Origin of the sequence: Achromobacter spanius (assembly GCF_002966795.1) — a bacterium.
In the GTDB taxonomy this organism is placed as follows: domain Bacteria; phylum Pseudomonadota; class Gammaproteobacteria; order Burkholderiales; family Burkholderiaceae_B; genus Achromobacter; species Achromobacter spanius_D.
The window spans coordinates 2,734,794-2,747,789 of sequence record NZ_CP023270.1; the positions used below are offsets into that span (position 1 = coordinate 2,734,794).

General features: G+C 67.0%; 9 protein-coding genes. 6 read left to right on the forward strand and 3 right to left on the reverse strand.

The genetic code is table 11. The features are described from left to right. Positions 1-4 precede the first annotated feature (4 nt). Complete coding sequence (locus tag CLM73_RS12240; protein WP_056560533.1) at positions 5-1,057, forward strand: serine hydrolase domain-containing protein; 1,053 nt, start codon at positions 5-7, stop codon at positions 1,055-1,057. A 148-nt stretch (positions 1,058-1,205) separates the two neighbouring features. Next, positions 1,206-2,216, forward strand: a complete 1,011-nt coding sequence (locus CLM73_RS12245; RefSeq protein WP_105238668.1) for an aldo/keto reductase — start codon at positions 1,206-1,208, stop codon at positions 2,214-2,216. Positions 2,217-2,272: 56 nt separating this feature from the next. Here the strand turns inward: CLM73_RS12245 and CLM73_RS12250 are convergent, their stop codons facing one another. Then, the gene (locus CLM73_RS12250) at positions 2,273-2,845 is read right to left on the reverse strand and encodes a TetR/AcrR family transcriptional regulator (protein ID WP_105238669.1); all 573 of its coding nucleotides are present in this window, start codon (positions 2,843-2,845) and stop codon (positions 2,273-2,275) included. A 210-nt stretch (positions 2,846-3,055) separates the two neighbouring features. Between CLM73_RS12250 and CLM73_RS12255 the strand changes: the two genes are divergently transcribed. The 3 genes from CLM73_RS12255 to CLM73_RS12265 are packed head-to-tail and all read left to right on the forward strand — an operon-like array spanning position 3,056 to position 8,869. After that, positions 3,056-4,228 carry an efflux RND transporter periplasmic adaptor subunit gene (locus CLM73_RS12255; RefSeq protein WP_105238670.1) on the forward strand — a complete coding sequence of 391 codons (1,173 nt, stop codon included), beginning with the start codon at positions 3,056-3,058 and terminating at the stop codon, positions 4,226-4,228. A gap of 39 nt (positions 4,229-4,267) precedes the next feature. Continuing rightward, the gene (locus tag CLM73_RS12260) at positions 4,268-7,429 is read left to right on the forward strand and encodes an efflux RND transporter permease subunit (protein WP_105238671.1); all 3,162 of its coding nucleotides are present in this window, start codon (positions 4,268-4,270) and stop codon (positions 7,427-7,429) included. A gap of 3 nt (positions 7,430-7,432) precedes the next feature. After that, on the forward strand, positions 7,433-8,869 hold the full coding sequence (locus CLM73_RS12265; RefSeq protein WP_105238672.1) for an efflux transporter outer membrane subunit: 1,437 nt from the start codon (positions 7,433-7,435) through the stop codon (positions 8,867-8,869). A 51-nt stretch (positions 8,870-8,920) separates the two neighbouring features. Here the strand turns inward: CLM73_RS12265 and CLM73_RS12270 are convergent, their stop codons facing one another. Continuing rightward, positions 8,921-10,261 (reverse strand): MFS transporter, encoded by a 1,341-nt coding sequence (locus CLM73_RS12270; protein ID WP_105238673.1) that lies wholly within the window; start codon positions 10,259-10,261, stop codon positions 8,921-8,923. 73 nt (positions 10,262-10,334) lie between these two features. Then, positions 10,335-11,996 (reverse strand): GMC family oxidoreductase, encoded by a 1,662-nt coding sequence (locus tag CLM73_RS12275; protein WP_105238674.1) that lies wholly within the window; start codon positions 11,994-11,996, stop codon positions 10,335-10,337. Between the two features lie 135 nt (positions 11,997-12,131). On the opposite strand from CLM73_RS12275, the gene CLM73_RS12280 reads away from it, so the two are divergent. Next, a complete protein-coding gene (locus CLM73_RS12280; protein ID WP_105238675.1) occupies positions 12,132-12,986 on the forward strand; it encodes an IclR family transcriptional regulator in 855 nt (284 codons plus the stop codon). Positions 12,987-12,996: the final 10 nt, after the last annotated feature.

Consider the following 12,996-nt stretch of genomic DNA (forward strand, 5'->3'; position numbering starts at 1 on the left):
ACCGATGAATACGCTCATGCAGCAGGCGATCCAGTTCGCTAACGACCACGAATCGACCTGGGACCGCAGCGTCAAAGGCAATTTCGGCGTGCACCTGAACGACCCGCCGCCGTGGAACCGCCTGCTCGGCCCCATCCATGACCGCGGGCCGGTGTCCGGCGTGGTGGTGGTGGACGGAAAGACGGTGGCCGAGTGGGGCGAACCGGACCGCGCCGACCTGACGTTCAGTGTCGCCAAGCTGTACCTGGCCATCCTGGCCGGCGTGGCGCATGACCGCGGCCTGCTGCCGGATGTGGACGAGCCCGTCGGCAAGCGCGTGCCGGGCATCGGCTTTGACGAAGGCCGCAACGCGTCGATCACGTGGCGCCATCTGCTGCAGCAGACCAGCGACTGGGAAGGCGAGCGCTTTGGCGTGTCGGACCAGGCGGACCGCTACCGCGCCGTCACGTTCGGTGTGCCGCCGGACGGCAAGAAGGGCGATGCGCGTCCCTTGCAGGAACCCGGCACGTATTGGGAATACAACGACGTGCGGATCAATCAGCTGTCGTACGCGCTGCTGCATCTGTTCCGCAAACCGCTGCCGGAAGTCTTCCGCGAGGCCGTCACGCGGCCGATTGGATGCAGCGAAGACTGGCAATGGGTCGGCTACGACAACGCCTGGGTCGAGATCGACGGCCAGCGCATGCCGTCTGTGCCCGGCGGCTCGCACTGGGGCGGCGGCATGTCCATCAGCGCCAAGGACCAGGCGCTGATCGGCCAGATGCTGCTGAACGACGGCCAGGCCAATGGCCAGCAGATTCTGTCGCGCGAATGGCTGCAGGCAATGCGCACTCCGTGCGACATCGCGCCGTACTACGGATACCTGATCTGGCTGAACCACGAAGGCAAGGTGTTTCCCAGCGTGCCGTCGTCCAGCTTCTTCGGCGTCGGCGCGGGCAGCTCGTTCACGTGGGTGGAACCGGAACGCAAAATGGTCGTGATCGTGCGCTGGCTGAACTCAGCCCATGCCGACGCGCTGTTCGGGAAGATCCTGGCGGCGGTGGACGCGGGGGTCTGACATCCGTAAGACTGATTCCGGTGTCTGACACCCCAATCGTCGTCCGGGTTTTGCGGCATGTCAGGTTTTTTCGGGCAAGATGTTGCGTTCGGCCGCGCGGTGCCGCGTGGCCACGCCTGACATTCTCATCCGATCAAGGAACCACGCCATGAATTACCGCCGACTGGGAACCAGCAATCTCCGGGTATCGCCGCTCTGCCTGGGCACCATGATGTTCGGGGAGCAGACGCCCGATGACGAGGCCGCGCGCATTGTCGCGTCGGCGCGCGATCATGGCTTGAATTTCATCGACACCGCCGACGTCTACAACGAAGGCCGGTCGGAAGAGGTCGTGGGCAAGCTGCTCAAAGGCCAACGCCACGACTGGGTGCTGGCCAGCAAAATCGGCAATCCCGTCGGCAAGGGACCGAATCTGGCGCATTACTCGCGCCAGTGGCTGATCCGCGGCGTGGAGCAGAGCCTGTCGCGCATGGGTACGGATTTCATGGACATCCTGTACCTGCACCGCGACTACCACGAAGAAAATCTGGAAGAGGCGCTGTGGGCGCTGGGCGACCTGATCCGCGCGGGCAAGCTGCGCAGCTTCGGTCTGTCGAACTTCCGCGGCTGGCGCATCGCAGAGGTGATGCGTCTATGCGAAAAGCTGGGTGTGCCGCAGCCGGTGGTGTGCCAGCCGTACTACAACATGCTGAACCGCGGGCCGGAAGTCGAGATCCTGCCGGCGTGCAAGCATTACGGCCTGGGCGTGGTGCCGTACAGCCCGATCGCGCGTGGCGTGCTGACGGGCAAGTACCTGCCGGGCCAGGCGCCCGCGGCGGATACGCGCGCCGGACGCGGCGACCGCCGCATCCTGGCCACCGAATTCCGTGAGGAATCGCTGCAGATCGCGCAGAAGCTGGTGCAGCACAGCGCGGCGCGCGGCGTGCTGCCGGGCCACTTCGCCACCGCCTGGGTGCTGGCCAATCCGGTCATCACCGCTGTTATCGCGGGCCCGCGCACGCTGGCGCAGATGGACGATTACTACGCGGCGCTGGACGTGACGATCACGCCCGAGGACGAGACGGTCGTGAACGAGTGGGTGACCCCGGGCCACGCGTCCGCGCATGGCTACAACGATCCGAGCTATCCGTTCTACGGCCGCCCGGTGACGGCAGCGTAAACAGGCGCGGGGCCGCGCACGGCCCCGCGTAACGCCCGCCCCGCGTTAGCCCCGCCTTACCCCCGCGCGGCCGCCGGTTCGGCCGCGATGCCGTGCAGCATCATCTGTTCGGCCACCTGCGCGATGCCCATGCGCGCAATCCGTCCGCGCCGCTCGGCATCCACCATGCTGGTGATGATCGCGATCAACAATTCGCTGAGCGCGGCCGCGGTCATGTCCACGCGGAACGCACCTTCGCGCTGACCGCGCAAAAAGAACGCGTCCAAGGTTTCCTGATAGCCGGACCAGCTGTTCATGATGTCCGGCTCCAGCTCGGTGTCGGGCTTCCAGTTGTAGATCAGGAACGCCGTCAATTCCTTGTGCGCCAGGTGCTGTTCGATCAGGTTGCGCAGCGCCGTGCGGGGCGGGGCGGTTTCCAGGTGCGAGTCCGCCAGCGCCTGCTTCATGACCTGCGCGCAATGCGTCATCAGGCGCAGCACCAACTGGTCCCGCGTCTTACAGAACCGGTACAAGGTCGCCTTGCTGACGCCGACCGCCTTGGCCAGCTCCTGTAAGGTCGCGCGCGGCTGATCCACCATCGCAAGCGCCAGCGCGACCAGCAGCCGTTCGTGGCCTGCCTCTTCAGACATTGCCTCCTCCCCATTTGTGGTTATCCCTGGGCCGGTATTGGATCATGGGCGATTCACTTTGTACAAACTTCCGCGGATTTATCAAGTAAAGACTTGTGAACCGTCAGATTTAAGCCTAAAAGCAGCAAATGAATCAATATTGATTCAAATCGTCCTTTCAGGTAGCATCAGCGTCTCTTTGAATTCAGAACGCGCTGCGCGGGGGTAGTAATGAAGGTGAACAAAGCATGGCAGCTGCCCCTGGCGGTGTTGGCGACGGCAATCCTCCTGGCCGGTTGCGGCGGGTCCGACGGCGGTGAACCGCAGGCGGCGGGTCCGCGTCCGGTGCAGGCGCTTGCCGTGCAGCCGCAGCGCTACACGTTGACGAGCGAACTGCCCGGCCGGGTCGAGCCCATGCGCGTGGCCGAGGTCCGTGCCCGCGTGGCCGGCATCGTGCTGAGCCGGGAGTTCGTGGAAGGCGCCGACGTCAAAGCCGGCGATGTGCTGTTCCGCATTGATCCGGCGCCGTTCAAGGCGGCGCTGTCGCGTGCGCAGGGCGAGCTGGCCAAGGCGCAGGCCGCCGTGTCCGACGCGCAGGCCGTGGTCAAGCGCTATACGCCCCTGGTCAAGATCGAAGCCGTCAGCCAGCAGGACTTCGACACGGCCAACACCACGCTCAAGAGCGCGCTGGCCGCACGCCGTTCGGCCCAGGCCGACGTCGAGACCGCGCAACTGAACCTGGACTACGCCACCGTCAAGGCGCCCATCTCGGGCCGCATCGGGCGCGCGCAGGTGACCGAAGGCGCGCTGGTGGGGCAGAACGAAGCCACGCCGATGGCGACGATCCAGCAACTGGACCCGGTCTACGTGGACTTCAACCAGCCCGTCGGCGACATGCTGCGCATGCGCGCCGCCATGCAGAACGGCAGTCTGGGCGAGGGCGCCCGCATCGCCATCACGATCGACGGCACCGACCAGCAGCGCGAAGGGCGCTTGTTGTTCTCGGACATTGCCGTGGACCGCAGCACCGGCCAGGTGGCCCTGCGCGGTGAGTTCGCCAACCCCGACGTGCTCCTGCTGCCGGGAATGTATGTGCGAGTGCGCACGCATCAGGGCGTGGATCCGGAAGCGATCCTGGTCCCGCAGCGCGCCGTCACGCGCAGCACCGATGGCAAGCCGCAGGTGCTGGTGGTCGGGGCGGACGACGTCGTGGAGTCCCGCGCGGTGCAGACCGGCACGATGCGCGGCGGCGATTGGCACATCACCGAGGGCCTGGCCCCCGGCGACCGGGTCATCGTGGGCGGCGTCAGTGCCGCGGTGCCCGGCCAGAAAGTCAGCGTGACGCCCGTGAACGAGCCCAAGGTGGCCGCCGCCGGCGATGCTGCCGCGTCCGCCAAGCAATAAGCGGCCCTCATGAATCGCGCGCAAATCCGAGGTTAGACCATGTCCAAGTTTTTCATTGGCCGCCCCAATTTCGCCTGGGTGGTGGCCATCTTCATCTCGCTGGCGGGGCTGCTGGCGATTCCGTCGCTGCCCGTGTCGCAGTTTCCGGTGGTCGCGCCGCCGCAGGTGACGATTGCCGCCACCTATCCCGGCGCCTCCGCGACCGTGCTCGTCGATTCGGTGACCAGCGTCATCGAGGAGGAGCTGAACGGCGCGAAGAACATGCTGTACTACGAGTCGTCCAGCAGTTCGAGCGGCAGCGCGGAAATCACCGTCACGTTCCAGCCGGGCACGGACCCGGACCTGGCGCAGGTCGACGTGCAGAACCGCATCAAGAAGGCCGAGGCGCGCCTGCCCACGGCCGTGACGCAGCAAGGTCTGCAGGTCGAGCAGGCCAGCTCGAACTTCCTGATGATCTACGCCCTGACGTACAAGGGCGAGGACGCGCACAAGGACGTGGTCGGCCTGTCCGACTACGCCGCGCGCCACATCAACAACGAGATCCGCCGCGTGAACGGCGTGGGCAAGGTGCAGTTCTTCGGCGCCGAAGCCGCGATGCGCGTGTGGATCGATCCGCAGAAGCTGCTGGGCCTGGGCTTGTCGGTGGCCGACGTCAATGCGGCCATTGCCGCGCAGAACGTGCAGGTGCCGGCCGGCAGCTTCGGCAGCCGACCCGGCGCGCCCGAACAGGAGCTGACCGCGACCCTGGCCGTGAAGGGCACGCTGGACAATCCCGAGGAGTTCGGGCGCATCGTCCTGCGCGCCAACGCGGACGGCTCGTCCGTGCGCCTGGCCGACGTGGCGCGTCTGGAAGTGGGGCGCCAGAGCTATGACTTCGAAACGCGCCTGAACGGCAAGAAGTCGGTGGGCGCGGCGGTGCAGCTTGCGCCGGGCGCCAACGCCATCGACACCGTCAAGGCCGTGAACGCGCGCCTGGAAGAATTGTCGGCCTCGTTCCCCGAGGACGTTGAATATTCGGTGCCGTTCGACACCTCCAAGTTCGTCAGCGTGGCCATCACGAAGGTGGTGCACACGCTGCTGGAAGCGATGGTGCTGGTCTTCCTGGTGATGTTCCTGTTCCTGCAGAACTTCCGCTACACGCTGATTCCGACCATCGTGGTGCCGGTGTGTCTGCTGGGCACCTTCGCGGTGATGTCGGTGCTGGGCTTCTCGGTCAACATGATGACCATGTTCGGCATGGTGCTGGCCATCGGGATTCTGGTGGACGATGCAATCGTCGTGGTCGAGAACGTCGAACGCATCATGGCGGAAGAGGGGCTGTCGCCGCGCGAGGCCACGGTCAAGGCCATGGAGCAGGTGTCCGGCGCCATCGTCGGCATCACGCTGGTGCTGTCTGCCGTGTTCCTGCCGCTGGCCTTCATGAGCGGCTCGGTCGGCGTGATCTACCAGCAGTTCTCGCTGTCGCTGGCGGTGTCGATCCTGTTCTCGGGGTTCCTGGCCCTGACGTTCACGCCGGCGCTGTGCGCCACGTTCCTCAAGCCCATTCCCAAAGGCCATCACGACGAAAAGAAGGGCTTCTTCGGCTGGTTCAACCGCGTCTTCAACCGCCTGACGGGCCGCTTCGAGGCGCTGAACACGCGCCTGGTGCGCCGCACGGGCCGTTACATGGTCATCTATGCGGCCATCGTCGCCGTGCTGGCCGTGCTGTACGTGCGCGTGCCCGAATCCTTCGTTCCGCCCGAAGACCAGGGCTACGTCATCGTCGACGTGCAGTTGCCGCCGGGCGCGACCCACATGCGCACCGACAAGGTGGTGGCCGACGTCGAACAGCACCTGCTGTCGCTGGATGCCATGGGCGATGCGTTTACCGTCATGGGCTTCAGCTTCTCGGGCACGGGCCAGAACGCGGGCATCGCGTTCCCCACGCTCAAGGACTGGTCCGAGCGCGGCGAAGGCCAATCGGCCACCGACGTGGCGGACAGCGTCAACGCGAAATTTGCGGTGATCGACGACGGCGCGGTGATGGCCGTCAACCCCCCGCCCATCGAAGGGCTGGGCAATTCGGGCGGCTTCGCGCTGCGGCTGCAGGATCGCGGCGGCCTGGGCCGCGCGGCACTGACCGACGCACGCAACCAGCTGCTGGCGCAGGCCAACAGTTCGCCCGTGATCGCCTACGCCATGATGGAAGGCCTGGCCGACGCGCCGCAGTTGCGCCTGGACATCGACCGCGAGAAGGCCGAGGCGCTGGGCGTGGGCTTTGACGTCATCAGCACGGCGATCTCGGCGGCCTACGGGTCGGCCACGGTCAATGACTTTGCCAACGCCGGACGCCTGCAGCGCGTGGTGGTGCAGGCCGACGTGCGCGATCGCATGACGCCGGAGAGCATCCTGCAACTGAACGTGCCCAACAAGACCGGCGGCATGGTTCCGCTCAGCGCGTTCGTGAAGACGGACTGGGAGAACGGCCCCGTGCAGATCTCCCGCTACAACGGCTATCCGGCCTTCAAGATCGCGGGCGACGCGATGCCGGGCAGCAGCACCGGCCAGGCGATGGCCGAGATCGAGCGCATCGTGGCAGGCCTGCCGGATGGCATCGGCTACGAGTGGACCGGCCTGTCGTACCAGGAGAAGTTCGCCGGCTCGCAGGCGCCCATGCTGTTCGCACTGGCATTCCTGGTGGTGTTCCTGCTGATGGTCGCGCTGTATGAAAGCTGGTCGATTCCGGCGTCCGTGATGCTGATCGTGCCGATCGGCGCGCTGGGTTCGGTGCTGGCGGTGACGGTGCTGGGCATGCCGAACGACGTGTACTTCAAGGTGGGGCTCATCACCATCATCGGCCTGGCGGCCAAGAACGCCATCCTGATCGTGGAGTTCGCCAAGAGCCTGCGCGAGCAGGGGCATTCCCTGGCCGACGCCGCCATCCAGGCCGCCAAGCTGCGCTTCCGCCCCATCGTGATGACGTCGCTGGCGTTCATCCTGGGCGTCGTGCCGCTGGCGCTGGCCACCGGCGCGGGCGCGGCCAGCCAGCGCGCGCTGGGCGTGGGCGTGATCGGCGGCATGCTGACCGCCACGCTGCTGGGCGTGATCTTCGTCCCCATCTTCTTCGTGTGGGTGCTGTCGCTGGTGCAGCGCAAGCGGGGCAAAGACTCGCCCAAGTCCAAGCCCACCCCCGACGCCACGCCGCGCACGGTGCAGGAGTAATTCATGTTGCAGACCTTCTTTCCCTTGCGGATGTCCGCGCTGCTGCTGACCGCGGCGCTCGCGGGCTGCTCGCTGGCGCCTGTCTATGAACGCCCGGCGTCGCCCCTCGGTGACAACTGGAGCCTGGCGTCGACTGGCCCCGGCGAGTCCGCCGCGGCCACGCTGGACTGGCAGTCCTTCGTCACCGACGACGCCTTGCGCAAGCTGGTGGAACTGGCGCTGGCCAACAACCGCGACCTGCGCCAGTCGCTGCTCAACATCGAGGCGGCCCGGGCGCAATACCAGATCACGCGCGCGGACCGGCTGCCCGGCATCAATGCGCAGGGCACGGGCACGCGCCAACGTGTTCCCGGCGATCTGAACGCCACGGGCGAGTCGGCGGTGCAAAGCAATTACCAGGCCGGTCTGGGTCTGACCGCCTTTGAACTTGATCTGTTCGGCCGCGTGCGCAGCCTGTCGGACGCCGCCCTGCAGGAATACCTGTCGACCGAGGCCACGGCGCGCAGCGCGCAGATCAGCCTGGTGGCCGAGGTGATTCAGGCCTATGTGGCCCGCGACAGCGCGCAGCGCCGCCTGGATGTCACCCGCCAGACGCTGGCCAGCCGCGAGTCGTCGCTGGAACTGATCGTCAAGCGCCGCCAGGCGGGCACGGCCACGGCGCTGGACTACCAGGAAGCGCTGGGCCTGACCGAACAGTCGCGCGCGGAAATGGAACGCATGGACCGCGAAGTCCGCCAGGCCGGCAATGCGCTTGGCCTGCTGGTGGGGATCAGCGACCTGTCGCCGTACCTGCCGGTGCGCACGGCCGATGCGCCGATGCTGGTGCAGGAGATCGCGGCGGGCGCGCCGTCGGCGCTGTTGGAGAACCGGCCCGACATCCTGGCCGCCGAACATCAGTTGCAGGCCCGCAATGCCAGCATCGGCGCGGCGCGGGCGGCGTTCTTTCCCAGCATTTCGCTGACCGGGCTGTTCGGCAGTTCCAGCGCGGACCTGTCGGGCCTGTTCGAATCCGGCCAGCGCGCCTGGTCGTTCGCGCCGCAGATCACGCTGCCGATCTTTGCCGGCGGGCGCAATGTGGCCAATCTGGATCTGGCCAGCGTGCGCAAGGATATCGCCGTGGCGCAGTATGAAAAGACGATCCAGACGGCGTTTCGCGAGGTGTCCGACGCGCTGGTGGCCACCGAGACGCTGCGCCGCGAAGAGGCGTCGCGCCTTGCGCTGGCGCAGTCCAGCCAGATCGCCATGCAGTTGTCCGAGGCGCGTTATCGCGGCGGGGTCGACAGCCACCTGCGCTATCTGGACGCGCAGCGCAGCGCCTATACGGACCAGATCACCTACATCGACGTCAGCGCGCAGCGCCAGGCGGCGCTGGCGACCCTGTTCAAGGCGCTGGGCGGCGGCTGGCCGGCCCAGCAGCCGCCGCAGGCGGCGCTGGACTGAGCGGGGCGGGCTGCGCGGGTCTGTTGCACGCCGAACCGTCCCGCCGTCCGCCTACGCCTTGCGCAGCCCGGCCCCCTGCATGGACGGCTGGCCCGCGCCGTCCAGCTCCACCGGCTGCTTGCCGCGCCCGATCAGCCACGCGCAGAACGCCGACACCACGCCCGCGAACAGCACGTACAGGCAGATCAGCCATGGCTGCCCGCCGCCGGTCTTGAGCAGCGCGGTCGCGATGATGGGCGTGATGCCGGACGCGAAGATGCCCGAGAACTGGTAGACGAAGGAAATGCCGGTGTAGCGGACCTTGGCGTCGAAAAGCTCGCAGAACAGCGCGGCCTCCGGTCCGTAGATGGCGGCATACAGGATCCCGAACGGAATGATGATCGCCAGCCAGATCAGCATCACGTTGCCGCCGCTGTTGATCATCATCCAGAAGCCCGGGAACGACGCCGCGGCGGTGATGAGCGATCCCCAGAAGTACACGCGCGTGCGGCCGATGCGGTCGGACAGGCGCCCGAAGAACGGGATGAAAAAGCACATCACCAGCGCCGCCGCCATCACCCCGATCAGCGCCTCGGTCCGCGTGATCTGCACCGACTGCGTCAGGAACGAGATCGAGAACACGCCAAAGACGTTGAAGAACACGCCGTCGATATAGCGTGCGCCCATGCCCTTGACGACGTTGCCGGGATAGCGCCGCATCATGTCCATGAACGGGATGCGGCTTTCGGCGTTCTGCGCCTTGACCGCCGTGAACTCGGGCGTCTCCTTGATGTTGAGCCGGATGTACATGCCCACGGCCACCATGGCCGCGGACGCCAGGAAGGCGACGCGCCAGCCCCACGCCATGAATTGCTCGTCGGTCAGCAGGACAGACAGCAGCGCCACCGTGCCGGATGCCAGGCACAGCCCGATGGCCAGCCCGATCTGCGGCAGCGACGCATAAAAGCCTTTTTTCTCCGGCGGCGCGTACTCATAGGCCATGAGCACCGCGCCGCCCCATTCGCCGCCCAGCCCGATCCCCTGGAACACGCGCAAGAGAAGCAGCAGGATGGGCGCCCAGATTCCGATCATGTCGTATGTGGGCACCAGACCGATCAGGAAGGTGGCAATGCCCATGATCATCAGCGTCATCACCAGCATGCTCTTTCTGCCGATGCGATCGCCGAAGTGGCCGAAGATCAGCCCGCCCAGCGGCCGGGTGACAAAGCCCACGGCGAAGGTCGTGTACGCCAACATGGTCGAGACCAGCGGGTCGCCGGTCGGAAAGTACAGCTTGTTGAATACGATGCCGGCGACGACGCCATACAGGAAAAAGTCGTACCACTCGATGGTGGCGCCGATCAGCGAGGCGGTGACGACTTTGCGCACCGCCGCTTCGTTTTGCTTGGCCATGTCCAGTCTCCTTTGGTGGGTCGGCCGGGCAATCTGCGCTGCCGCGGCCGGGTCTGTCTGCGATATGGAATTCCTAACCGGGGTCCGTCATTTCCATCCGGGCGGGCGTGCGCACGACTTGCGCGCGCGCCTGCCGCACGTCTTGCAGCATGAAATCCGCCGCGCGCTCGGCCAGCATCACGACCGGCGCGTTGGTGTTGCCCGAGACCAGCGTGGGCATGATCGAGCAATCCACCACGCGCAGCGCCGACACGCCGTGCACACGCAGGCGTTCGTCGACGACGGCAAGCGGATCGCTGCGCGGACCCATCTTCGCCGTGCCCGACGGGTGGAAGATGGTCGCGCCATATTCGCGGCAAAAGTGCAGGATCTCATCGTCCGTCTGCACGTCCGGGCCGGGTCGGAATTCCCGTTTCATCAGACCGGACAGCGGCTCGGTCGCGGCGACCTGGCGGGCATAGCGGACGGCGGCCACCGCCATGCGGCGGTCCAGTTCGGTCGACAGGTAATTGGGCTGCATGGATGGCGCCTCGAACGGATCCGTGCTGCGCAGGCGCACCCGGCCGCGCGAGGTCGGCCGCAACTGGCACACCGAATACGTGCAACCGGAAAACGGATGCACCTTGCCGCCGGCCATGTCGGCCGACAGGGTCGCGAAATGGAACTGGGTGTCGGGCGTGCGGCTGGCCGGATCGACGCGGCAGAACAGGCCGCCCTGATTGATGCCGACGGCCAGCGGACCGCTGCGCAGCAACAGCCATTGCAGCCCCATGCGTAGCCGGCCGGTCAGGCTGCGCAACTGGTCATTGGTGGTGATGGGGCGGGTGGTCTCGTAGATCAGGCGGATCTGCAGATGGTCCTGCAGGTTCTCGCCCACGCCGGGCAAGTCGCGCACGACGCCGATGCCGAACTCGCGCAGCAGGCTGGCCGGGCCGACGCCCGATAGCTGAAGCAGCTGCGGCGATTGCAGGGCGCCCGCGCACAGCACGACTTCGCGCCGGGCGCGCAGCGTGCGGACCTGGCCGCCTTGCCGGAAACGCACGCCGCAGGCGCGGCTGCCTTCGAACAGCACCGCCATCGCGTGCGCGTCGGTCTCGATGCGCAGGTTGGCCCGGTCCTGCGCGGGGCGCAGATAGGCCACGGCGGTGGAGCAGCGGCGGCCATTGCGCGTGGTGAGCTGGTAATAGCCCACGCCCTCCTGGTCGCCGTTATTGAAGTCGCGCACGTGCGGCACGCCCAGCTTGCCCGCGGCGGCGATCAGCGCTTCTACCAACGGATGCGGCGTCTTGATGGACGTGGCGTTCAGCGGCCCGTCCGTGCCCCGCGTGGGGCCGGGTCCCAGGTCGTTGTTTTCCAGCTTGCGGAACCAGGGCAGGCAGTCGTCCCAGCCCCAGCCCGTGTTGCCGGCAGCGGCCCAGGCGTCGTAGTCCTGCCGCTGGCCGCGGATGTAAATGAGGCCGTTGATGGCGCTGGATCCGCCCAGCGTGCGGCCGCGCGGCCAGTAAATGCGCCGGTCCAGCATGTTGGGGTCCGGGTCCGTATAGAAGCCCCAGTTCACCACCTTGTGGAACATCGTCTTGCCATAGCCGATGGGAATGTGGATCCAGGGATAGGTGTCCTTGGGACCGGCCTCCAGCAGGCACACCGTGTGCGCGCCGTCCGCACTCAACCGGTTCGCCATCACGCATCCGGCCGAGCCGGCGCCCACCACGATGTAATCGACGGTATCGGACATATCCGCGCGGTCTCCCTTATATTGTTCGGCAGGTCCGACCGGCTCGCGCTCCGCAATGCGGACCAGGCCGGCATCTGAGGCGATTCTAGGAAGCGCGCGCACAGAACAAAGCACAACACGCGCTGGGGCAGACAAATGGAACAGAACATGCAGCTTCGGTTTCAAAATCGCAGTGCAGCATCGGAATCGGCCGCCGACGGCCGGTCCGATGACGCGGGCGGGCAGCAGGAGGCCGCCCGTTCGCTGCGGGCATTGCTGGTGCTGGATCACCTGGCCCGGGCGCAGCATCCGCCCACGCTCGCGCAGCTGGCGCAGCGGCTGGACATGCCCAAGACCACGCTGATGCGCCTTTTGGCGGCCATGCAGCGCGCGGGCTTTGTGGCCGCGACACCCACTGAAAACGGTTTCGTGCCGGGTCCGCAAGCGACCTCGCTGGCGCTGGCCACGCTGCGCGCCAGCGCCTTCACGCGGGCGTGCCGCGCGGTGCTGACCAAGCTGGTGGGCACGTTGGGGGAAACGTGCAACCTGACCGCGCCCGACGGTGACCAGGTCGTCTACATGGAGCGCGTCGAAACGTCCGAGCCCCTGCGCCTGTTCTTTGCCGTGGGCAGCCACGTGCCCATGCACTGCACGGCCAGCGGCAAGCTGTTTCTGGCGTCGATGAATCGCCTGGAGCGTGGCCGCGTGCTGGCGCGCCTGCCGCTCACGCGCAATACGCCGCGCACGCTGACCGACCCGGCCAAGCTGGAAGCCGAACTCGAGAGGCTGGCGGTGCGCGGCATCGGCATCGACAACGAGGAGTTCGTGCGCGGCATGAGCGCGGTGGCGGTGCCGGTGCGCGACGGCGAGGACCGCGTGGTGGCGGCGGTGGCCTGCCATGCGCCGACCGCGCGGGTGATGCTGGACGATCTGCTGCGCGCGGTGCCTGTGCTGCAAGGCGCGGCGCAGTCGCTGCACGAGGTGCTGGCGGCGCACCGGCCGGGCGGTTGAAGCGAGGCGC

Coding starts and splice junctions, on each gene's coding strand:
- CLM73_RS12270 (WP_105238673.1), bottom strand. CDS start 10,261: ATGGCCAAGCAAAACGAAGCGGCGGTGCGCAAAGTCGTCACCGCCTCG.
- CLM73_RS12240 (WP_056560533.1), top strand. CDS start 5: ATGAATACGCTCATGCAGCAGGCGATCCAGTTCGCTAACGACCACGAA.
- CLM73_RS12265 (WP_105238672.1), top strand. CDS start 7,433: ATGTTGCAGACCTTCTTTCCCTTGCGGATGTCCGCGCTGCTGCTGACC.
- CLM73_RS12250 (WP_105238669.1), bottom strand. CDS start 2,845: ATGTCTGAAGAGGCAGGCCACGAACGGCTGCTGGTCGCGCTGGCGCTT.
- CLM73_RS12280 (WP_105238675.1), top strand. CDS start 12,132: ATGGAACAGAACATGCAGCTTCGGTTTCAAAATCGCAGTGCAGCATCG.
- CLM73_RS12255 (WP_105238670.1), top strand. CDS start 3,056: ATGAAGGTGAACAAAGCATGGCAGCTGCCCCTGGCGGTGTTGGCGACG.
- CLM73_RS12260 (WP_105238671.1), top strand. CDS start 4,268: ATGTCCAAGTTTTTCATTGGCCGCCCCAATTTCGCCTGGGTGGTGGCC.
- CLM73_RS12275 (WP_105238674.1), bottom strand. CDS start 11,996: ATGTCCGATACCGTCGATTACATCGTGGTGGGCGCCGGCTCGGCCGGA.
- CLM73_RS12245 (WP_105238668.1), top strand. CDS start 1,206: ATGAATTACCGCCGACTGGGAACCAGCAATCTCCGGGTATCGCCGCTC.